Origin of the sequence: Streptomyces sp. H27-H5 (genome assembly GCF_026627505.1) — a bacterium.
GTDB lineage: Bacteria > Actinomycetota > Actinomycetes > Streptomycetales > Streptomycetaceae > Streptomyces.
This window is the reverse complement of sequence record NZ_JAPNLK010000031.1, coordinates 21,480-40,950: the sequence shown is the minus strand read 5'-3', so window position 1 is coordinate 40,950 and position 19,471 is coordinate 21,480. Positions and strand designations below refer to the sequence as shown.

General features: G+C 71.4%; 20 protein-coding genes and 1 pseudogene. 8 read left to right on the top strand and 13 right to left on the bottom strand.

The window, feature by feature from the left end:
* Positions 1-67: 67 nt before the first annotated feature.
* The 4 genes from OTB19_RS17415 (at position 68) to OTB19_RS17400 (ending at position 4,408) form a co-directional block, all read left to right on the top strand.
* A complete protein-coding gene (locus tag OTB19_RS17415; protein ID WP_267799173.1) occupies positions 68-1,651 on the top strand; it encodes an FMN-binding glutamate synthase family protein in 1,584 nt (527 codons plus the stop codon).
* A 64-nt stretch (positions 1,652-1,715) separates the two neighbouring features.
* Positions 1,716-3,443: a thiamine pyrophosphate-dependent enzyme gene (locus OTB19_RS17410; RefSeq protein WP_267799172.1), complete on the top strand. Its 1,728-nt coding sequence runs from the start codon at positions 1,716-1,718 to the stop codon at positions 3,441-3,443.
* 131 nt (positions 3,444-3,574) lie between these two features.
* Positions 3,575-3,922, top strand: coding sequence for a PRC-barrel domain-containing protein (locus OTB19_RS17405; protein WP_267799171.1), 348 nt, complete (start codon positions 3,575-3,577; stop codon positions 3,920-3,922).
* A gap of 156 nt (positions 3,923-4,078) precedes the next feature.
* On the top strand, positions 4,079-4,408 hold the full coding sequence (locus tag OTB19_RS17400; protein WP_267799170.1) for an STAS domain-containing protein: 330 nt from the start codon (positions 4,079-4,081) through the stop codon (positions 4,406-4,408).
* Positions 4,409-4,431: 23 nt separating this feature from the next.
* Here the strand turns inward: OTB19_RS17400 and OTB19_RS17395 are convergent, their stop codons facing one another.
* Together OTB19_RS17395 and OTB19_RS17390 are read right to left on the bottom strand one after the other, a co-directional pair.
* Positions 4,432-4,782 (bottom strand): STAS domain-containing protein, encoded by a 351-nt coding sequence (locus OTB19_RS17395; RefSeq protein WP_267799169.1) that lies wholly within the window; start codon positions 4,780-4,782, stop codon positions 4,432-4,434.
* A gap of 91 nt (positions 4,783-4,873) precedes the next feature.
* On the bottom strand, positions 4,874-5,161 hold the full coding sequence (locus OTB19_RS17390; protein WP_267799168.1) for a WhiB family transcriptional regulator: 288 nt from the start codon (positions 5,159-5,161) through the stop codon (positions 4,874-4,876).
* A 225-nt stretch (positions 5,162-5,386) separates the two neighbouring features.
* Between OTB19_RS17390 and OTB19_RS17385 the strand changes: the two genes are divergently transcribed.
* Positions 5,387-5,656, top strand: a complete 270-nt coding sequence (locus OTB19_RS17385) for a DUF6479 family protein (protein ID WP_267799167.1) — start codon at positions 5,387-5,389, stop codon at positions 5,654-5,656.
* 164 nt (positions 5,657-5,820) lie between these two features.
* On the opposite strand, the gene OTB19_RS17380 is transcribed toward OTB19_RS17385, so the two are convergent.
* Together OTB19_RS17380 and OTB19_RS17375 are read right to left on the bottom strand one after the other, a co-directional pair.
* A complete protein-coding gene (locus OTB19_RS17380) occupies positions 5,821-6,009 on the bottom strand; it encodes a DUF6381 family protein (protein ID WP_267799166.1) in 189 nt (62 codons plus the stop codon).
* Between the two features lie 105 nt (positions 6,010-6,114).
* Positions 6,115-6,498: pseudogene (locus OTB19_RS17375) on the bottom strand (YhjD/YihY/BrkB family envelope integrity protein); the annotation flags it as partial.
* Positions 6,499-6,854: 356 nt separating this feature from the next.
* Between OTB19_RS17375 and OTB19_RS17370 the strand changes: the two are divergent.
* A complete protein-coding gene (locus tag OTB19_RS17370; protein WP_267799165.1) occupies positions 6,855-6,983 on the top strand; it encodes a hypothetical protein in 129 nt (42 codons plus the stop codon).
* A 13-nt stretch (positions 6,984-6,996) separates the two neighbouring features.
* Here the strand turns inward: OTB19_RS17370 and OTB19_RS17365 are convergent, their stop codons facing one another.
* Positions 6,997-8,265, bottom strand: coding sequence for a YhgE/Pip domain-containing protein (locus tag OTB19_RS17365; protein ID WP_267799164.1), 1,269 nt, complete (start codon positions 8,263-8,265; stop codon positions 6,997-6,999).
* Between the two features lie 251 nt (positions 8,266-8,516).
* Between OTB19_RS17365 and lpdA the strand changes: the two genes are divergently transcribed.
* Positions 8,517-9,920, top strand: coding sequence for a dihydrolipoyl dehydrogenase (lpdA, locus tag OTB19_RS17360; RefSeq protein WP_267799163.1), 1,404 nt, complete (start codon positions 8,517-8,519; stop codon positions 9,918-9,920).
* A 110-nt stretch (positions 9,921-10,030) separates the two neighbouring features.
* Here lpdA and OTB19_RS17355 read toward each other — a convergent pair whose 3' ends face one another.
* Positions 10,031-11,668, bottom strand: coding sequence for a BCCT family transporter (locus OTB19_RS17355; RefSeq protein WP_420716851.1), 1,638 nt, complete (start codon positions 11,666-11,668; stop codon positions 10,031-10,033).
* 594 nt (positions 11,669-12,262) lie between these two features.
* On the opposite strand from OTB19_RS17355, the gene OTB19_RS17350 reads away from it, so the two are divergent.
* Entirely contained in the window at positions 12,263-12,481 is a 219-nt protein-coding gene (locus OTB19_RS17350; protein WP_267799161.1) for a chloride channel protein, read from the top strand.
* 28 nt (positions 12,482-12,509) lie between these two features.
* On the opposite strand, the gene OTB19_RS17345 is transcribed toward OTB19_RS17350, so the two are convergent.
* The 7 genes from OTB19_RS17345 to OTB19_RS17315 all read right to left on the bottom strand — a co-directional run bounded on the left by OTB19_RS17345 (position 12,510) and on the right by OTB19_RS17315 (position 19,320).
* Entirely contained in the window at positions 12,510-12,785 is a 276-nt protein-coding gene (locus tag OTB19_RS17345; RefSeq protein WP_267799160.1) for an SHOCT domain-containing protein, read from the bottom strand.
* A gap of 42 nt (positions 12,786-12,827) precedes the next feature.
* Complete coding sequence (locus tag OTB19_RS17340; RefSeq protein WP_267799159.1) at positions 12,828-13,301, bottom strand: DUF6325 family protein; 474 nt, start codon at positions 13,299-13,301, stop codon at positions 12,828-12,830.
* Between the two features lie 202 nt (positions 13,302-13,503).
* Positions 13,504-14,238 (bottom strand): GAP family protein, encoded by a 735-nt coding sequence (locus OTB19_RS17335; RefSeq protein ID WP_267799158.1) that lies wholly within the window; start codon positions 14,236-14,238, stop codon positions 13,504-13,506.
* 103 nt (positions 14,239-14,341) lie between these two features.
* Entirely contained in the window at positions 14,342-14,851 is a 510-nt protein-coding gene (locus OTB19_RS17330; protein ID WP_267799217.1) for a gluconokinase, read from the bottom strand.
* A 51-nt stretch (positions 14,852-14,902) separates the two neighbouring features.
* Complete coding sequence (locus OTB19_RS17325; RefSeq protein WP_267799157.1) at positions 14,903-16,483, bottom strand: GMC oxidoreductase; 1,581 nt, start codon at positions 16,481-16,483, stop codon at positions 14,903-14,905.
* A gap of 52 nt (positions 16,484-16,535) precedes the next feature.
* Positions 16,536-17,483 carry a cyclase family protein gene (locus tag OTB19_RS17320; protein ID WP_420716852.1) on the bottom strand — a complete coding sequence of 316 codons (948 nt, stop codon included), beginning with the start codon at positions 17,481-17,483 and terminating at the stop codon, positions 16,536-16,538.
* A gap of 16 nt (positions 17,484-17,499) precedes the next feature.
* Positions 17,500-19,320 carry a glycoside hydrolase family 15 protein gene (locus OTB19_RS17315; protein WP_267799154.1) on the bottom strand — a complete coding sequence of 607 codons (1,821 nt, stop codon included), beginning with the start codon at positions 19,318-19,320 and terminating at the stop codon, positions 17,500-17,502.
* Positions 19,321-19,471: the final 151 nt, after the last annotated feature.

The following is a 19,471-nucleotide window of genomic DNA, read 5'->3' as shown; positions in this document are numbered from 1 at the left end:
GGCAAACGTGACGGTCATCGCGGTGCGAAAGGGGGTTGACGGTCGGGCTTCGGGACACACGGCCGACGTGCTGAAGATACTTCTGGTGGCCCTGCTCGCCACGTTCGCGGCGGGTGCCTGCGTCGCCGCCGTCCTGGTCTCGCCGTGGTGGTGGGCGGTGGCCGTCCCGCTGCTCCCGTTCGCCGCGGTGGCCGTCCACGACCTGGTGCAGCGCCGGCATTCCCTGCTGCGGAACTACCCGCTGCTCGGGCACCTGCGCTACGCGCTGGAGTCGCTGCGGCCGGAACTCCAGCAGTACTTCATCGAGCGGAACTTCGACGGCCGCCCCTTCGACCGCGACACGCGCAGCATCGTCTACGAGCGCGCCAAGGGCACCGACGCGGAGGAGCCGTTCGGCACCGAACGCGACCTCTACCTGTCCGGCAGCGAGTACCTCACCCCGTCCATGGCCCCCCGGCCGGTGCGCACCGACGCGCCCCGGGTCCGGATCGGCGGCCCCGACTGCACCCGGCCCTACGACATGGCCCTGCTCAACGTCTCGGCCATGAGCTTCGGTTCGCTGTCCGCCAACGCCGTACTCGCCCTCAACACGGGTGCCCGGCGCGGCGGCTTCGCCCACGACACCGGCGAGGGCGGTCTGTCCGAGTACCACCTGCGCCCCGGCGGGGACCTCGTCTGGGAGATCGGCACCGGCTACTTCGGCTGCCGGACGGACGACGGGGACTTCGACGAACGGCAGTTCGCGGAGAAGGCCGCGCACGACAACGTCAAATGCGTGTCGCTGAAGATCAGTCAGGGCGCCAAGCCCGGCATCGGCGGGGTGCTGCCGGGCGCCAAGGTGAACGCGGAGATAGCCGAGGTGCGCGGTGTCCCCCAGGGCGAGACGGTGATCTCGCCGCCCTTCCACCGCGTCTACTCCACCCCCCGCGAGCTGGTGCGCTTCCTCGCCCGGATGCGTGAGCTGGCCGGCGGCAAGCCCGTCGGGTTCAAACTGTGCGTCGGGTCGCGCCGCGAGTTCCTCGCCGTGTGCAAGGCCATGCTGGAGGAGGACACCACACCCGACTTCATCGTCGTGGACGGCGCGGAGGGCGGTACGGGCGCGGCGCCACTGGAGTTCGCCGACAACGTGGGCCTGCCGCTCGGGGAAGGACTGATGGCCGTCCACAACGCCCTCGTGGGCGTCGGGCTCCGCGACCGGATCCGGATCGGCGCCGCGGGCAAGGTCGCCACCGGGAGCGACCTCGTCAAACGACTCCTCCAGGGCGCCGACTACACCAATGCCGCCCGCGCCATGATGTTCGCCATCGGTTGCATCCAGGCGCAGCGCTGCCACACGAACACCTGCCCCGTCGGAGTCGCCACCCAGGACGAGCGGCGGGCCCGCGCGGTCGACGTCGGGGACAAGTCGCAGCGCGTCGAGCGCTACCAGGAGGCCACCGTCAAGAGCGCCCTCCAGATCATGGCGGCGATGGGTGTGGACGAGCCGTCCGGGCTGCGCCCGCACCAACTGCTGCAACGGGTGGACCCGCACACCGTGCGTTCCTACGCGGAACTCCACGAATGGCTCACCCCCGGACAACTTCTCGCATCAGCGCCCGAGGGCTGGGCATCCGACTGGCGGGCGGCCGACGCGGACCGCTTCACCCACTGACCCGGCACCACCCACCGACCCGGCACTCGCACCGAGGGCCGTACCCGACCGAAGGGGCACTCCTGTGGCACGCACCGTCGCCCACGTGATCGTCGACGCACTCAAGGACCTGGGCGTCCGGCACGTCTTCGGGGTCGTCGGGGACGCCCTCAACCCGCTGACCGACGCCATCCGCACCACCGACGACCTGAGCTGGGTCGGCTGCCGCCACGAGGAGGCCGCCGCCTTCGCCGCCGGGGCGCAATCCCAGCTCTCCGGCACCCTCGGCGTGTGCATGGGCACGGTGGGCCCCGGCTCCGTGCACCTCCTCAACGGGCTCTACGACGCCGCCAAGAGCCACGCTCCCGTCCTCGCGATATGCGGCCAGGTGCCCCTCGCGGAGATCGGCAGCGACTACTTCCAGGAAGTCGACAACGACCTGCTCTTCCGTGACGTGGCCGTCTACCGGGCGACCGTCACCTCCCCGGACCAGATGCCCCGGATGCTGGAGTCCGCCGTACGCGCCGCCGTCAGCCAGGGCGGGGTGGCCGTGCTGACCGTCCCCGGCGACCTGGGGGACCGGGAACTGACCGAGGACCGTCCCACGCGCTTCGCCCTCGACCGCGCCGTCACCCGCCCCGACGACCCGGCGCTCGCCGAGGCCGCCGCACTCCTCAACGCCGCCTCCCGCGTCACCCTGCTGGTGGGACGAGGGGCCCGCGACGCCCGTACCGAGGTGCTCGGGACCGCCGAGCTGCTCTCCGCCCCCATGGTCCTCACGCTGAAGGCGAAGGAGGGCTTCGAGGACGACAACGCCTTCCAGGTCGGCCAGACCGGACTGATCGGCAACCCCGCCGCCTCCCACGCCCTCGACAGCGGCGACGCCCTCCTCATGCTGGGCACCGACTTCCCCTACCGCGACTGGTACCCGAAGGACTGCAAGGTCGTCCAGATCGACACCCGCGAGGAACACCTGGGACGCCGGGTGCCCGTGGACGTGGGCCTCGCCGGCGACGTGGGCGCCACGCTGCGCGCCCTGCTCCCGCTGCTGAACCACGTCCCCGACCGTACGCACCTCGACGACGCCCGGGACCGCTTCACCCGCTGGGAGGAAGGCCAGCAGCGCCTGGCCGACCCCGCCCACGAGCACCGCTGGACGGGTAAATTGCGGGCGGCGCTGGACAACCGCGACCACGAGATCCGGCCCGAGGCCCTGGCCGCCGCGGTGGACCGGTACGCCGACGAGGACGCCGTCTTCACCTCCGACACCGGCATGGCCACGGTCTGGCTCTCCCGGTTCGTGACGATGCGCGGCGACAGGCGCCTGATCGGCTCCTACAACCTCGGCTCGATGGCCAACGCCATGCCCCAGGCGCTCGGGGCCCAGCTCTGGGCGCCCGACCGCCAGATCGTCGCCTTCTGCGGTGACGGCGGACTGAGCATGCTGCTGGGCGACCTCATGACGATCAAGACGTACCGGTTGCCGGTGAAGCTCGTCGTCTTCGACAACCGACGCCTCGGCATGGTCAAACTCGAACAGGAGCAGGCGGGCCTTCCCGAGTTCGGCACGGAACTCGACAACCCCGACTTCGCGGCCGTGGCCACCGCGCTCGGCATCACCGGCATCCGTGTCACCGACCCGGACGATCTCCACGACAGCGTGCGCCGGGCGTTCGAGACCCCGGGCCCCGTCCTGCTGGACGTGTTGACCAACCCCGAGGAAGTGGCCGTGCCGGGCAAACCGACCGTGAGCCAGGGGTGGGGCTACGCCATCGCCAAGGTCAAGGAGATCCTCCCGAGCCGCGAAAGCTGATCCCGCGGACCTCGCGGGGCCGTCCGGGTGACTCACGCCGCAGGTGCCGTACGCGGCCCTCTGGCGGGAGCCCCGGCCGGGAAACATGGCCGCGTCCCCTCGGCGTGAGGGGCGACCAGGAAAGAGGATCCATGTCCGAACTGTGGAGCTACGGCCCCGATTCCCGCTACCCGGTCGGCGCCGTGCTGATCGGCTTCAAGGTGGAGGCCGCCGACGGTCACATCGGCAAGGTCGACTCGCACACCGAGGACGTCGGGTCCTCGTACATCGTCGTGGACACCGGGCCGTGGATCTTCGGCAAGGAGGTCCTCCTGCCCGCGGGGACGATCGAGCGCGTGGACATGGAGGGGGAGAAGATCCGGGTGAGCCGTACCAGGGAACAGATCAAGAACGCACCCGAGTACGACAAGGACAAGCACCGCGGGGACGCCGCCTACCGGAGCCGGGTCGCCGACTACTACGGTCGCGACCAGGGCTGACGCCGCCATCCCGGGCACCGGCGACACGCGGCCCGGCCGGCCGGTTCACGATTCCGTCGGCCGGGGTAGCCTCGCACCGGACGCGCTGCCCGGAAGCGGGCAGCGGACGGCTTGTCGTGTGGAGCGACCGGGATCCGGCGCGTTAAGGGGTCGCAGGTGGAGCAAGGCGTGGTGGTGCTGCCGGACGACGGCGGGGTCCGTGTGATCGCGTGCGTGGGGGAGTTCGATCAGGACACCCTGGGACCGCTGACCGCGGCCAGTGCGGCAGCCGTCGCCGATCCGTCCCTGCGGCGGATCGTGTTGGACGTCCGCAAGGTCACGTTCGCGGATTCCTCGCTGCTCAACCACATGGTGATCCTGCTGCGCAGCGGCCGCCTGGTCCTCGCCGGACCCATACCGCCCCGGCTGGACCGGCTCCTGGAACTCACCGAGGCGCGCGCGTTGTTCACCATCACCGACGGCGTGGACGAGGCGCGCGCCATGTGAGCCGCCGCCCCGGGGGCGGCGGCTCAGGTCTGGCGCATCGCGGCGGCGAGGTCGGGGTGGACGGTGACCACCTGGTCCGCACCGGTGACCTCCAGCAGCCGGCCGAGTTGCCGGGAGGGCGCGGCGATCCGCAGGTCGGTGAGTTGCCGCACGCGCAGCAGCACGCTCAGGCACGTGGAATCCGCGAAGGAAACGCCCCGCGCGTCCAGGATCACGATGTGGTGGGAGGCCGCGGCCTGACTGAGGGCCGCTTCCAGGGGAGGGAGCGTTTCGAGGTCCAACTCCCCGCGTGCCTCGACCACCCAGGCCGCCCCCGAGGCGTGTTGGTACCCCAGGGGGCCGTGCGACGCGTCCGCTCCGGTCGATCCGCTCATGATGTCGTCTCCCAAGACAACTCCCTCGGCGGCGAGCCCGCCCGAGGACCGCGCGCGTGCCCAGGTCTCGAACGTCGGGGGCGGGTCACGGCTAGGCCGCCGCGGAGCGCGAGTCGAGGGCCGGTTGACGTTCCTTCGCCGTCAATCCGCCCCATACCCCGTACGGTTCCGCGACGCTCAGGGCGTGTTCCAGGCAGCGGGCCCGCACGGGGCAGGCCGCGCACACGGCCTTGGCCGCTTCCTCGCGCATCGCCCGGTCCGGCCCTCGTTCGCCGTCCGGGTGGAAGAACGCCTCCGACCCCAGGCCGCGGCACGCGGCCTCCATCTGCCAGATCCAGTGGTGCTCCGCCCGCCCGGGCAGATGTGACACCTTCGCCATCCCCATTGTTCTCCCACAGCCGCGTCCATCGAACACATTCCTCAAAGGCCGTCTGACCGCAAAGACTTGTTCGAAACGTGACGCGAGGTCCGCCGGCGAGAACGCCCCGTGTTCCACTGGGGTCGTCCCCGACATCGGGGGCGACCGGCCGGGAGGGCGTCGTCGCTGGTGGGCGCCGTGTCACCGCACCGTCGTAAGTCCGCCGATCGCGGGTAGGCGGGATTCATGACTGCCATCGCACACGCCACCGCCACCCCTTCCGACATCCTCGCCACCGGCACCCTCGCGGCCGACGGCCAGGGCTCCCTGTACCTCGTCATCGCCGGCGTGGTCCTGGTCGTCCTGCTGATCGGCGCGTTCTGGTACGGCAGCCGACGCAACGCACGGCGAGCCGCTCCGGCCCAGCCGACCGAGCAGCCCCCCGCAGCGCGAGGGCGCGAGGACTCCTGGCAGACGCCGGACGAGGCCGCGGGCGGCACCGACCCCCGCCCGTGAGCCGCCGCCCCGGCCCTGCCCGCCTGCCCGGTCGGCTCCGCCCGGCGTGGTGCGGCCCTGCCCGGATCACGCCCGGCGGGCCGTGCCCGCCCGCGGACCGGGGTCGACGCGCGTCGTGCGGGCCCCCGCCCGGGGAGTGAGGCGCCCGCAGGGGCGCCGCGGGGTCACATGGGGTCCATGGTTCCGGCGCCGGGGCCGTTCTCCTGCTCGCTCTTCTCGCGAATGTGCAGGGCCTTCTCCGTCAGCCGCTGCCGTTCGGCGGGATCCGTCGCCCGCTGGGCCGCCTGCTCCAGTTCCTGGGCCTTGTCACGCATCTGCCGCGCTCGCGCGCTCGGCCGGCTCTCGTTGCCCATGATCCGTCCTCGGGTCGGGAAAGTGCGTCGGGGGAGTACCGCTTCCCCCCCCCCAGCCAAACAGTGCCCGAGCCCGTCCGCCACCCTGGCGGGCGAACCGTCGACTCAGGGCTCCCGCGGCGTGTCGAGCGGGCGGCGCGGCAGCTTGTCGTGCAGGACCCGGCCGAGGAGCGCGCCGCCGAACACGACGACTCCCACCCCGACGAGCCAGGACTGGACGACGAGGACGGTTCCGAAGGGGCCGTACGTGACGGCGTCGGACGCGATCAGCGGCGAGAAGACGAGCCGGGAGAAGATCCGGAGCCCGAACAGCCCGGTCATGGTCGCCACCGCGCCGGGCAGGAGCGCCCGCCAGGGGACCCGGCCGGCGAGCAGCAGGCGCTGGGACCACCAGAAGAACAGGACGCCGATGAGGACCGTGACGAAGCCGCGGGCCGGGGAGTCGCGCCACGGCGGGGAGAACGCGGACAGGTACAGGACGCCGATCAGAGGGCGGCGAACCCGAGCGAGCGCTGCCACAGGTCCCGTTCCCGCACCCGCCCCCACCGGCGCCCGGCCCGCGCGCGCCGGGCCGCGCTGCGCAGACGCCCGACGGCGGACAGCCGCCCGGCCCCCTCTCGGAGCCGTTCATCGCGGCACGGGGACGTCGGGCGCCTCCTCCGCGGGCGGGGCGGGGAGAACGCGGGCTTCGGGGCGGGTGTGACGAGCATGGCTGCTCCAGCTGCTGCTCCCACCGTAGGACCGGGGCACGGATGTGGCACACGCTGAAGACCGGCCCATCATGGGAGGGCGAGCCGGGCCCCACGGTCGTGCGGCCCGGCAGCGCGCCGACCGGAGGTGACGCCATGGACACGGACATGGACGAATCGCGCAGGGACGAATCACGCAGGGCGTGGCTCATGATCTTCGGCATCCTCGCCGTGATCTTCTGCGACCTCCTGGCGATCATCCTGATGAACACCGTCGGGAAGTAGGCGACCCCCGGGATCAGGCGGGCTGCGGGGTGAGGCGCTTGAGCCCCTTGCGGTCGTAGTACGTGGTCATGGCGAATCCGAAGAGCAGGGCGAGGACCGCACCGACCGCGATCATGATCCAGGAGCGGGTCAGCCCGGCGTCGCCCCGGGCGTCGAAGTAGAGGATCGCCCGCACCCCGTCACTGAGCTGCCGCATGGGCTCGAAGTGCGACAGGAAGCGGTAGAAGCCGGGCACCGCCTGGAGCGGCACCGTGGCGCCCGACGAGGGCAGCCCCAGCACGATGAACACGAACATCGACACCAACTGGCCGATCCCGCCGAACGCGGCGTTGATCGCCTGCACGCCGAGGCCGACGGCGAGGGCCGCGCAGAACGAGAAGATCCACAGCAGGGGTACGTGGGACGCGTCCATGCCGAGGACGACGACGCAGGCGAAGAGGACCAGCGAGGCACTGAGGAGCGTGATGCCCGCGGTCATCGCCATCTTCAGCAGGAGCGTCTGGGTCCGGTTGATCGGCACGGTGGGGCGGCGGGTGTGCCAGGGGCCGATCTCGTTGTCCGCGTAGCCGAGGGCGGTGTCGACGCCGTTGCTGATGACGTTGCCTCCCATGAATCCGGCCAGCACGAGCAGCAGGGTGTAGTAGAACGCGGTGAGGCCCAGACCGCTGTGGATGCCGATCGGGTGGCCGACGCCGGTGACGACGTTCACCGGGTCGGCGAGCAGCAGCCTCACGGTGGGGCTCGACTGCGTGCCGGCCGCGGCCGTGAGCTGCCGGCCGAGGCTCCGGGACGCCTGGTGCGCGGCCTTCGTCGTGATCTGACTGGCGAGCGAGGAACCGAGGCTGCCCTTGCCCGGGTTGGTGAGCACGGTGATCGTCGGCTGTTCGGTGGCCCGTGCCGTGGTGAGGGCGGTCACGGTGTTCGTGAACCCGGCCGGCACGACCAACGCGCCGTAGACCTTGCCGGAGTCGAGCTGGTCCTGGGCCTGGGCGCGGGTGAGCGTGCGCCAATCGGCCTTGTCCCCGCCGGTGTCGGCGGCGATGGCGGTCGTGACCTGCGCGCCCAGGTTCTCCCTCTGCCCGGCCGGCGGCTTGCCCGTGTCGTCGTTGACCAAGGCGATCGGCAGGTCGTGCAAGTCCCGGTTGGGGTTGACGATCCCGCCCATGTACAGCAGGGACAGCAGCAGGGCGAGCAGCCCCGTGAGGACCGTGGGCACCAGCCACAACCGGGGGCGGCGCACCAGCGTCGCGGCAGTGGCCTGAGGGGCGGCGGGCTCGGCCATGGTTCTCCGTGGGTTCGGGGCGGTGCGGGGGACCGCGCAGCGGGGTGGGAAGGGCCGACCGGGTGACGCCGTGCCGACCGTACGAGAGGTCAGGATGCGGCCCGAACGAGTGCCCGCCGGTGCACGCCTCGCGCTCCTCCCCCCGTTGCAGTACCGGCCCCCGGCCCCCGCCGTCGACCGGCACGGCCTAGGGTCGACGGATGTGTCCCGGCACAGGCCCTGACACGTGGTCCGACAGAAGAGGAACGCACATGGACGAGCGCTTCGACGTCGTGGTACTCGGCGCGGGACCCGGCGGATACGTGGCCGCGATCCGCGCCGCCCAACTGGGACGGCGGGTCGCGGTCGTGGAGGAGAAGTACTGGGGCGGTGTCTGCCTGAACGTCGGATGCATCCCGACCAAGGCGCTGTTGCGCAACGCCGAACTCGCCCACCTCTTCACCCACGAGGCCAAGACCTTCGGCATCAAGGTGGAGGGCAAGGTCAGCTTCGACTACGGAGAGGCGTTCAACCGCAGCCGCCGGGTCGCGGACGGCCGGGTCAAGGGCGTCCACTACCTGATGAAGAAGAACGGCATCACCGAGATCGACGGGCGGGGCACCTTCCTCGACGCGAACACCCTCCGGGTCGCCCAACCGGACGGCGGCACCCGTGAGGTGGCGTTCGACCAGTGCGTCATCGCGACCGGCGCCACCCCGAGGCTGCTGCCCGGAACCCGACGCAGCGAGCGCGTCGTGACGTACGAGGAGCAGATCCTGGCCCAGGACGTCCCGGAGTCCGTCGTGATCGCGGGCGCGGGCGCCATCGGGATCGAGTTCGCCTACGTCCTGCACAACTACGGTGTGAAGGTCACCATCGTCGAGTTCCTCGACCGGATCGCACCGCTGGAGGACGCGGACGTCTCCGCCGAACTCGCCAAGCAGTACCGCAAGCTCGGGATCGACGTGCTGACCTCGACCCGGGTCGAGTCCGTCGACGAGTCCGGCCCGCGGGTCCGCGTGCACGTCACCGGCAAGGACGGCGCACCGAAGGTGCTGGAGGCCGACAAGGTGCTCCAGGCGATCGGCTTCGCGCCGAACGTCACCGGCTACGGCCTCGAAGCCACCGGCGTACGCGTCACCGAGCGCGGGGCGATCGACGTCGACGGCCGCTGCCGCACCTCCGTCCCGAACATCTACGCCATCGGGGACGTCACGGCCAAGCTCATGCTGGCCCACACCGCCGAGGCCATGGGCGTCATCGCCGCCGAGACCATCGCCGACGCCGAGACGATGGAACTCGACTACCCGATGATCCCGCGCGCCACCTACTGCCAGCCGCAGATCGCCAGCTTCGGCTGGACCGAGGCCCAGGCGAAGGAGAAGGGCTTCGACGTCAAGGTCGCCAAGTTCCCCTTCACCGCCAACGGCAAGGCGCACGGCCTGGGCGACCCGGTCGGCTTCGTCAAGCTGATCAGCGACGCCACCCACGGGGAGATCATCGGCGCCCACCTGATCGGGCCCGACGTCACCGAACTGCTGCCGGAGCTGACCCTGGCCCAGCAGTGGGACCTGACCGTGCACGAGGTCGCCCGCAACGTGCACGCCCACCCGACGCTGGGCGAGGCGGTCAAGGAGGCCGTCCACGGACTGGCCGGACACATGATCAACTTCTGAGTCGGGGGAGGGCCCGGCCGCGCACGCCGCCGGGCCCTCCCGCCCCCTCCCGCCCGCCTCCCGGTCGTCGAAGCGGCGCCGCGGGTCGGGCGAGACCGCGACGGCAGGGCCTACGGCTGTTCGTCGAGCGGGGACGGCGGGCGGGGCCCGGTGGGGGTCGGGCCGGTGCCCGGCCCGATGCGGATCTCGAAGTCGCCGTCGTACTCCTCGTGGCCGGCGACCACGGCCTGGGCCACGGCCTCCTTGCCCATCTCCCCCCGGACGATCAGCGGGTCCCGGCGCAGATCGCGCATGAGGGCCACGCACATGCCGATCATCACCACGGTGAACGGCGCCGCCACGAGGATCGTCAGGTTCTGCAGCCCGGCGAGCGCGTCGCCCTCGCCGTTGCCGATGAGCAGCATGATGGCGGCGACGGCCCCGGTGACCACGCCCCAGAAGACGACCACCAGTCGGGCCGGTTCGAAGGTGCCCTTCTGTGACAGCGTGCCCATCACGATGGACGCGGCGTCGGCGCCGGAGACGAAGAAGATGCCGACGAGGACCATCACCAGCAGGCTCATCAGGGTGGGAACGGGGAACTGTTGCAGCAACCCGAAGAGCTGCCCCTCCGGCGTGGTCTCCTTGCCGAGCCTGCCGCTCTCCTGGAGCTTCATCGCCGTGCCGCCGAACACGGCGAACCACAGCAGGCTGACCGTGCTCGGAACCAGGATGACGCCGCCGATGAACTGACGGATCGTACGGCCGCGGCTGATGCGGGCGATGAACATGCCGACGAACGGCGTCCAGGAGATCCACCACGCCCAGTAGAAGACGGTCCAACTACCCAGCCAACCGGCTACGCCACCACCACCGGTCGCCTCCGTGCGGCCGATCAGCTGCGGCAGGTCGCCGAGGTAGGCGCCGAGCGACGTGGGCAGCAGGTCGAGCACGATGATGGTGGGCCCGGCGACGAACACGAAGGCCGCGAGGACGAGGGCGAGCACCATGTTGATGTTCGACAGCCACTGGATGCCGCGTTCCACCCCGGAGACCGCGGACGCCACGAACGCCACGGTCAGCACGGCGATGATGGCGACCAGGAGCGTGGTGCTGACGGTGCTCATCCAGCCGAGCTCGCGGAAGCCGCTGCCGATTTGCAGGGCGCCCAGGCCCAGGGAGGCCGCCGAACCGAAGAGGGTCGCGAAGATCGCGACGATGTCGATGACGCGACCCGCGCCGCCGTGCGCGTACCGGGAGCCGATGAGCGCCTCGAACACCGCGCTGATCGTCTGGCGCCGGCCGCGCCGGAAGGTGCTGTAGGCGATGGCGAGTCCGACGACGGCGTAGATCGCCCACGGGTGGAGCGTCCAGTGGAAGAGCGTGGTGGCCATCGCCGTCTGCATGCGTTCGGCGGAATCGACCGGGTGGGTGCCGGGCGGGGGCGTCCCGTAGTGCGCCAGCGGTTCGCTCACGCCGTAGAACATGAGGCCGATGCCCATGCCGGCGCTGAACATCATCGCGACCCACGACACGGTGCGGAACTCCGGCGTCTCGTTCTCCCGGCCGAGGCGGATCCGGCCGTAGCGGCTGATGGCCAGCCAGAGGGCGAAGACCACGAAGCCCGTGGCCGCGAGCATGAAGGCCCAGCCGCCGTTGTGGATGAGCCCCTTCAACAGGCTGCTCGACACGCTCTCCAGCGAATCGGTGGCCAGGGCGCCCCACAGCACGAAGGCCAGGGTCAGAACGGCCGTGACGCCGAAGACCACCTTGTCTGTGCGAGAACGAGGGCCGGTCGGTGGATCGTTCGACAACGAATTCCCCCTTCGCGAAGGGCCGGGAAGGCACACGGGTGGAAATGATGGCTTATCACGCTTTCACCCGTTGACCGGTGTCCTGGCGGCCACCGATCGTCGATGTCGCGGACCCCGCGCCCCGCAGGGAAACGCCGCCCGCCCGTTGGCCGGTCGGGGACGGTTTCGGCGCGGTCGTGGCGAGGTCCGAAACGGCATGCGGACCTCGGGCCAGTCTCTGACGGACGCGACGGCCCGACGGACGCGGGTCACGGCTTGGTGGAGGTCACTGCATGCCCCGTGCGTCCCGCGGCCGGATGGCCGTCCACCTCGTCGCGGCGGTCGCGGGCTGCCTCGTCGGGCTGGTCGGCGGGGGCTTCCGCTGGTGCCTCGCGCGGGCGGCGGAACTGCGCGGGTCGCTGGTGGAGGCGTCGGAGCAGCTGGGCGCCTTCGGCCCGCTCGTGCCGGCCGTCCTCACGGCCACCGGCGCCGCCGTGGCCTGCGCCATCGCCCTGCGGGTCCCCCTGGCGGCCGGCAGTGGCATCCAGGACGTCGAGGCCGTGTGGCGGGGTGAACGGTCCCCCCGGCCGCCGCGGCTGCTGCCGGCCAAGTTCATCCGTCGTCCGCGCCCCCGTCACCGGCATCGTGCTCGTGGTCGAGATGACCGGCGCGACCTCGCTGCCGCCTCCCCTGATGACCGCCTGCTTCGCCGCGACCCTGGCCGCCGACCGGCTGGGCAGCACCCCGATCTACGACAGCCTGCGCCTGCGGACGGTGTGGCACCGCTGAGCGCCACACCGTCCGTACGCCTTCGGGGTCAGCCGAGGATCCTGCGCTTCTGCTCGGCGAACTCCTCCTCGGTCAGCAGCCCCTGCTCCTTGAGGGTGCCGAGTTCCTTCAGCTGGTCGATCTTGCTGCTCATCTCGTCGGCCGGGTCCGCGACCGGAGCCGCCTGGGGGGCGGGCGCCGCCTGCGCCTGGGCGTCCTGATCCGCCCACCGGCCGGATTGCCGCCGGGACACACGGTTGGACACCGCGGTCGCCGTTCCGGCGACGACGGCGGTACGGGCGATCCCGCGAAGAAGTGGGGCCATGATGCTCATCTCCAAGCTGGGCGGAGTCGGCCGCGGCCGACCTCAGAGTCCGTCGGTCGGGTCCTCCATGGCGTCCAGCGTCGCGAGCAGCGACTGGACGGGAATCCGCCCGGCCGCCACGAGCTGGGCGCCGGCACGCCGCATGGCGCGGGCGAAGGGCGCCGCCCAGCTGTTCTCGTACACGATGATCCCCGCCGAGTTGCCCGGCTCCAGGGCGACGCCGGCGTCGTCGATGTCGCCCTGGTCCAGCAGACCGGAGGACGCCCCCTCGAAGACCGAGAGGTCCACCTCGTCGCCGAGGTCGCGCAGTTCCACCGCCATCACCGATCCGTCGACGTCCTTGCGGACGAAGACGAGGTCGAGGATGCGGATCACGCCGCGATCCACGAGATCGACGAGCAGGGGGAACCCCTCACCCGTCATGCGGTTTCCCGGGAACTCGATCACGAGATAGTCCACCGGGCCCATGTCCTCGATGGATCCGCCTCCGGTACGTTCCTCGACCTCGCTGCTCATGGTTGCTCCCGTCGGGCTGGGTGTGGGGAGGACGTTCCGGCGGCGGCGGGCGCGGGCCGTGCGGTCCGGCACGCGCGGGGCAGGGGCGGACGTCGTCTACTGCCATTCCAACACCGCCCCGGTGCCTCCGCATGTCCGGCTTCCGTCCGGTCGCCGGTTCGGCGGGTCGTCGGGCCGCCGAGGCGAGGGCGGGAACGGGTCGTCAACCCGTCAAGAGGTAGATGTTCTTCGCCGTGAGCCACAGGCCGAGCACCAGGGAGCCGACCACGATCGCCTGCTCCTTGTGGCCCATCAACCACGCGCGCAGCCTGTGCAGCCGTACCTGGGCCACCTCGGGCGCGAGGACGATGTACAGCTCGGCGGACAGCAGACCGGCGCTGGCCAGGAGACAGAAGCCGAACAGCGCCACGAAGGTGGCCGGATGCGAGGTGTTCGCGTCGAGCACGGTCACCGCGCCCGCGGCGACCAGGCCCCACGGCTGGAGCAGTACCGCCAGGGCGGCCGACCCCCACAGCGTCGGCGAATCCATGACCGAGGCGGTCGCCGCGGAGGGCTCGTCCGCCGCGTCGAGGCCGCGCAGGGTGCCCGTACCGCCCGCGCCGGCGGACGAGGTCCTCGCGTCCCCGTCGCCCGCCGCGTCCGCGCGCGCCCGCCGCATCATGCGGCGGCGGCGCAGGCCGTAGGCGACGAGCCCGACCCCGATGGCCAACTTGACCGCCAGCGCCGCCACACCGGGCGGGGAACGGGGCGCGGGGGGTTGGCCGCCGGTCACCAGGAGCACGAGGGCGATCACCGTGACCAGACAGGCGAGCCAGGCCAGGATGAAGACGAGCCCCTTCCACACGCCCCTCGCCGATGTCACCACCAGCACGAACGCCATGATGGGCAGCGGATCGAGAGCGATGGCGAGCCCGATGAGCATGAGGTCGAGGACCATGACGCCCCCAGGGTTGGACCACATACGACGCTACACACGGGACGGATCGACGACACCTTCTGGCCCGAGGCCCGAGGCCCGTACGCTATCCGCCCTCGGTCAGCTATCCGCCCCCCACCCGGCCCCGGCCCTCGAAGCCCGCGATCGCCGCCTGGGCCCGGGCGAGGACCGCGTCGGCGGCCGTGTCCGCGTGGACGGTGAGCCCGGGTTCGTCGGCCTCCAAGGGCTCCAGGGCCTCGTACTGCGAATCCAGGAGCGCGACCGGCATGAAGTGCCCCGCCCGACGCGCCACGCGAGCGCGGGCCACGTCCCGGTCCAGCTCCAGGTACAGGAACCAGACGCCCGGACCGGCGGACCGGAAGCGGTCCCGGTAGGTGCGTTTGAGCGCCGAGCACGAGATCACGACGCCCTGCCCGGCCCGGGTGGTGGCGCCGATGTACGCGGCGAGGCTCGCCAGCCACGGTTCGCGGTCCGCGTCGTCGAGCGGGTGCCCGGCGGCCATCCTGGCGACGTTCGCGGCAGGGTGGAAGTCGTCACCCTCCGCGAAGGGCACGTGGAGCCGCCCCGCGAGGAGCCGCCCCAGCGTGCTCTTGCCGGAGCCCGAGACGCCCATGGCCACGACGACGGTCGGCGCCGCACGGGCCGTTGCCCGGGCCACCGCGCCTCAACCCAGGCGCTCGGCGATGACGTCGCCGACGCGCATCGCGTTCGCGATGGCGGTCAGGGACGGGTTCACCGCGCCGATGCTCGGGAAGAAGCTGGTGTCCACCACGTAGAGGTTGTCGAGGTCGTGGGCCTTGCAGTTCACGTCGAGCGCCGAGGTGCCCGGGTCGGTGCCGAAACGGACGGTGCCGGCCTGATGGGCGGTGGCGCCGATCGGCATCCCCTTGTGCAGGTAGAGGCTGTGGGGGAGCAGATGGTGCGGATGCATGCCGAGCGAGTCGAGCATCCCCCGCAGCTTGTGCCGCAGCCGCTTCAGCCCCTCGATGTTGTTCTTCTCGTCGAGGGCCAGGTGGACGTCGCCGTTCCCGTCGAGGGTGACGCGGTTCTCCGGCTGGGGCAGGTCCTCGCCGCACAGCCAGAAGTCCACCGCGTGGTGGGCCATCACCTCGAACGGCATGTCGGGCGAGAGCAGTCCGGCCCAGTGGGGCGCCTCGCCCTTGATCTGGTCCGAGTCGGACTTGCCCAACATCTGGATGCCGCCGAGCGGGAAGTCCCAGTCGTCGGCGCCCAGGTACCAGTCGTTCAGGGCGAGGGTCTTCTGAAAGCGGGTGTTGTTCGGTTCCTTCGAGACCGCCATCAGCGCCAGGTTGTTGTGCCGCATGTAGTGCCGGCCGACCGTGTCCGAACTGTTCGCCAGGCCGCCGGGGTGCCGCTCGTTCGCGGAACGCAGCAACAGCACCGCGGAGTTCACCGCGCCGCACGCCACCACCACGATGTCGGCGCGAAAACGCGCCTCCGAGCCGTCCTCCATCGTCGCGACGACCTCGGTGACCGTGCCGCCGCCGGCGTCGGTCTCCAGCCTGCGGACATCGGCACCGGTGATCATCTCCACGTTGTCGTGCCGCAGGGCGGGGTCGACACAGATCACCTGCGCGTCCGCCTTGCCGCCGAGCAGGCAGGGGAAGCCGTCCACCCGGTCGCAGCGGATGCACACGCTGTCGTGGGTGGCGCGGCCCTGCTCGTCCTGGACGAGGTTCACCCCGATCGGCAGGTGGAAGGGGTGCAGCCCGTGGTCCGTGAGGTCCTCGCTGAGCTGCCGGATCCGCGGCTCGTGCTCCACCGGCGGGTAGGCGTACTGCGCGCTGACGGGCCCCTCGCTGGGGTCCTCGCCGTGCCGGCCGTGCACGAGGTAGAGGTGTTCCGCCTCGGTGTAGTACGGCTCCAGGTCCGCGTAGCCGATCGGCCAGGCGGGCGAGAGCCCGCCGTGGTGGCGCAGCACGCCGAAGTCCTCGGGGCGCAGCCGGAACAGCGCGGCGCCGTAGAACTTGGTGTTCCCGCCGACGTAGTAGTTGACCTCGGGCGGGAACCGGTCACCGTGTTTGTCGTACCAGAACTCCGGTGCCCGGTACTTGCCCTTGACGAAGACCGCGGTGGACTCCCAGTTGTCGCGTTCCCGGGGAAGGTACCCGCCGCGCTCCAGGATCAGGATGCGCTTCCCGCTCGGGGCGAGGCGGTGGGAGATGGTGCCGCCGCCGGCTCCGGTGCCGATGACGATGACGTCGTATCGCTGGTTGTCGGCCATGGCGGCCACCTTGCTGTCGATGGTGCGGGGTTGCCCGCCTTCGGACCGGCGGTCAGAGGACGGCGATGGGGTTGACCGGTGAGCCGGTGGCCCGGGGCAGGCGCAGTGGCGCGACCACGCAGAAGAACGACCAGCGGCCCGCCTGCTCGCAGAGCGGCACCACGTCCTCGAACCGGAGGTAGTCCAGGAGGTACAACCCGAGGGCGTGCACGCCCAGGACGTGCACCGGGAAGTCCACGCCTTCCGTGATGCTCGGCGCCGTGTCGTTGTTGCCGTCCCCGCCCAGCAGGGCGACGTGGCGGTCGGCGAGGAACTCCATCGCCGTCGGGTGCAGACCGGCGCGTGAGCTCGCGGCGTCCCAGGGGCCCAGCTCGGTGCGTCTGAGTCGGTGGCCGACCCGGACGAACAACAGGTCGCCCTCGCCGACCTCGACCCGTTGGCTGCGCTCGGCGGCCGACAGGTCGTCGGCGGTGACGTGGTCACCGGGTTCCAGCCACGGCACCCCGCGCAGCCGCGGGATGTCGAGCAGGACCCCGCGGCCCACGATGCCGTTCCTGACCGAGTCCACCGACAGGGCCACCGCACCCTCGGGGGTGAGCGTGGCCGCGTCGACGCCGCCGTGCAGGGTCCCGTCGTAGACGACGTGGCAGAGGGCGTCGAGATGGCTGTCGGCGTTGCCGTGCACGTTCATCCCGAAGTGGTCCAGGGCGAAGTGGAGTCCGTGCGCGTGGACCTCGCTCCGGGCCGGGCCGGTCAGCCTGTGGGCGGCCGGCTCCGGATTGTCGGGGGAGGTCCGGGTCTCGATCGGCGCCGCGAGCGTCACCGTCCGGCCGGTCCGGATCTCGTTCGCCGCCGCCCTGACGTGCTCGGGCGTGATCGTGGCCACCGCGCCCCGGACATCGCTCGTCGCCCGGTCCCGCAGGCGGCGGTAGAGCGCTTCGAATGCGGCGGGACTCTGGCGTGGTGGGGCTCCCGGCCGCGGCCGGGGCCCCGCGGGCACCGCTTCGCCGGCCACGTCAGTCGCGTTGCCGGTCGAGGGCTTCGTCGAGCGTGCAGGCCGCCGTGATGAGCGACAGGTGGGTGAAGGCCTGCGGGAAGTTGCCGAGTTGCTCGCCGCTGGGACCCACCTCCTCGGCGAAGAGACCGACGTGGTTGGCGTAGGTGTGCATCTTCTCGAACGTATACCGGGCCGGACGCAGCCGCCCCGCCCGGGCGAGCGCGTCCACGTACAGGAAGGTGCAGAGGCTGAACGTGCCCTCGGAGCCCCGCAGTCCGTCCGGAGAGGCCGCCGGGTCGTACCGGTAGACGAGACTGTCGGACACCAGCGTGCGGTCCATGGCGTCCAGGGTGGACAGCCACGACGGATCCCGGGGGCTCACGAACCCCACCCGCGGCATGAGGAGCAGGGAGGCGTCCAGGACGTCCTGGCCGCCGTAGTGCTGCACGTAGGCCCCGGCGGCTTCGCTCCAGCCGCGTTCCATCACCTGCTCGATGACGGCGTCGCGGGCGGTCCGCCAGCGCTCGGTGTCGCCGGGCCGGCTGAACTCGCTCGCCAGCTTCAGACCGCGATCGAAGGCGGCCCAACACATGACCCGGCTGTACGTGAAGTCCTTGCGGCCACCGCGCGTCTCCCAGATGCCCTCGTCGGGGCGGTCCCAGGAGTCGGCCAGCCAGTCCAGCGTGCGGGAGAGCACCTTCCAGCCGCGGTAGCCGGCCTGGGCGGCGACCTCGTGCCCCGCCGACAGGGCGTAGAGCGCCTCGCCGTAGATGTCCAGCTGCAACTGGTCCGAGGCCGCGTTGCCGAGCCGCACCGGAGCCGAGCCGCGGTAGCCCTCCAGATGCCCGAGGATCTCCTCGGTGAGCAGGGGCTCCCCGTCGACCCGGTACATGATCTGCAGGGGTTCGCCGGGCTTGCCCTCCGTCTCGCGCAGGCGGTCACCGAGCCAGTGCACGAAGGCGTTGGCCTCGTCGACGAAGCCGAGGTCGAGCAACGCCCGGACGGACAGCGAACCGTCGCGCACCCAGGTGTAGCGGTAGTCCCAGTTCCGTTCGCCGCCGACCTGTTCGGGCAGGCCCATGGTGGCTGCGGCGACCGGGGCGCCACTGGGAGCGTAGGTGAGCAGCTTCAGGGTGATCGCGGAACGGTTCACCATGTCGGGCCAGCGGCCCCGGTAGTTGGAGCCGCGCACCCACTTCTGCCAGAAGTCCGCCGAGTCCCAGAGCTCCTGGGTGATCCCCTCGACGCTGAGCGGAGGCGGTGCCTCGGCGCCCGTGCCGCAGACCGTGAGGACGGCCGCCGCCGTCTCCCCGACGTTCAGCGTGACCGACCCGCGGAGATCGTCACCGTCCCGCTCCAGGGGAAAGGTGCTTTGCAGGAACGCGGTCACGCCGGGCGCGCGGAAGGTGGAGATCCCCGGCGCCAGGTCGAGTTCGTGGGAGGCGCGGGCGTAGTCGAAGCGCGGGCGGCACTCCAGGTCGAAGCTGACGGTTCCCCGCACCGTGCGCGCGGTCCGGATCAGGGTGTGCCGGTCCGCGGCGGTGCTGCCGGTGTTCGGAGCCATCCAGTCGATGACCTCGCCGACCCCGTCGGGCGACATGAACCGGGTGACCAGGAGAGCGGTGTCCGGGTAGTAGAGCTGCTTGCACGTGGCCTGGGAATCGTGGGACGCGAGTCGGAAGTAACCGCCCCGGTCGTGATCGAGCAGGGAGGCGAAGATGCTGGGCGAGTCGAAGCGCGGTGCCGCGAACCAGTCGACGACGCCCCGCGACGTGACCAGCGCTGCGGTTTGCAGGTCGCCTATGAGGCCGTGCTCGGCGATGGGCGGGTATCGGTCCATGTGCGTCCCCAGACGAAGGAGATCCCCCTGATCTCACTATCTTCCCGAAGCCGCCGATGTGCCTGTTGCGACGTCCCGCGCTGCCCGGACCGGTTCCGTTCCGCCGTTCACCCGCCGCTCGCCGACGTGCCGTGACCTGCGGAGGGTCACG

Excerpts from the sequence above, each read along its gene's own strand:
- OTB19_RS17315 (WP_267799154.1), bottom strand. The coding sequence starts at position 19,320 with ATGGACCGATACCCGCCCATCGCCGAGCACGGCCTCATAGGCGACCTG.
- lpdA (WP_267799163.1), top strand. The coding sequence starts at position 8,517 with ATGGACGAGCGCTTCGACGTCGTGGTACTCGGCGCGGGACCCGGCGGA.
- OTB19_RS17405 (WP_267799171.1), top strand. The coding sequence starts at position 3,575 with ATGTCCGAACTGTGGAGCTACGGCCCCGATTCCCGCTACCCGGTCGGC.
- OTB19_RS17365 (WP_267799164.1), bottom strand. The coding sequence starts at position 8,265 with ATGGCCGAGCCCGCCGCCCCTCAGGCCACTGCCGCGACGCTGGTGCGC.
- OTB19_RS17370 (WP_267799165.1), top strand. The coding sequence starts at position 6,855 with ATGGACACGGACATGGACGAATCGCGCAGGGACGAATCACGCAGGGCG.
- OTB19_RS17330 (WP_267799217.1), bottom strand. The coding sequence starts at position 14,851 with ATGGGCGTCTCGGGCTCCGGCAAGAGCACGCTGGGGCGGCTCCTCGCG.
- OTB19_RS17395 (WP_267799169.1), bottom strand. The coding sequence starts at position 4,782 with ATGAGCGGATCGACCGGAGCGGACGCGTCGCACGGCCCCCTGGGGTAC.
- OTB19_RS17345 (WP_267799160.1), bottom strand. The coding sequence starts at position 12,785 with ATGGCCCCACTTCTTCGCGGGATCGCCCGTACCGCCGTCGTCGCCGGA.
- OTB19_RS17385 (WP_267799167.1), top strand. The coding sequence starts at position 5,387 with ATGACTGCCATCGCACACGCCACCGCCACCCCTTCCGACATCCTCGCC.
- OTB19_RS17340 (WP_267799159.1), bottom strand. The coding sequence starts at position 13,301 with ATGAGCAGCGAGGTCGAGGAACGTACCGGAGGCGGATCCATCGAGGAC.
- OTB19_RS17325 (WP_267799157.1), bottom strand. The coding sequence starts at position 16,483 with ATGGCCGACAACCAGCGATACGACGTCATCGTCATCGGCACCGGAGCC.
- OTB19_RS17380 (WP_267799166.1), bottom strand. The coding sequence starts at position 6,009 with ATGGGCAACGAGAGCCGGCCGAGCGCGCGAGCGCGGCAGATGCGTGAC.
- OTB19_RS17390 (WP_267799168.1), bottom strand. The coding sequence starts at position 5,161 with ATGGCGAAGGTGTCACATCTGCCCGGGCGGGCGGAGCACCACTGGATC.
- OTB19_RS17335 (WP_267799158.1), bottom strand. The coding sequence starts at position 14,238 with ATGGTCCTCGACCTCATGCTCATCGGGCTCGCCATCGCTCTCGATCCG.